Source organism: Crenobacter sp. CS_VA4 (assembly GCF_055597485.1).
Genome location: NZ_JBVMAE010000107.1, coordinates 1 through 301 on the forward strand (window position 1 = coordinate 1; position 301 = coordinate 301).

Below are 301 nucleotides of genomic sequence, written 5' to 3' on the forward strand. Positions count from 1 at the left end.
TGCGTTTCTCGTTCCAGACGACGACTTGATTGAATCCGGTTGAGGTAGCCGTAGATGTACAACTTGAGCAAAACAGCAGGGTGGTAAGCCGGACGCCCCGTTGCCTCAGGATCAACCCCGATGAAGCCCAGCCCGCGCAGATCGAGCTGATCGACAAAAGCATCAACAATCCGAACCGGGTTGTCTTCGCCGACATAGTCATCGAGCAGAGCAGGCAAAAGTGCGGCCTGTGACCGGTTATCCCCCTGAACAAACCGTGTCATTGCTCAGTCCTCGGCATGGCATTACGGAAATCATAGCC

General features: G+C 54.8%; 1 protein-coding gene. It reads right to left on the reverse strand.

The genetic code is table 11. The features are described from left to right. A partial coding sequence (locus tag ACZ2IA_RS22900; RefSeq protein WP_470294891.1) for a transposase occupies positions 1 to 263 on the reverse strand: 263 nt, incomplete at its 3' end. Between the last annotated feature and the right edge of the window lie 38 nt (positions 264 to 301).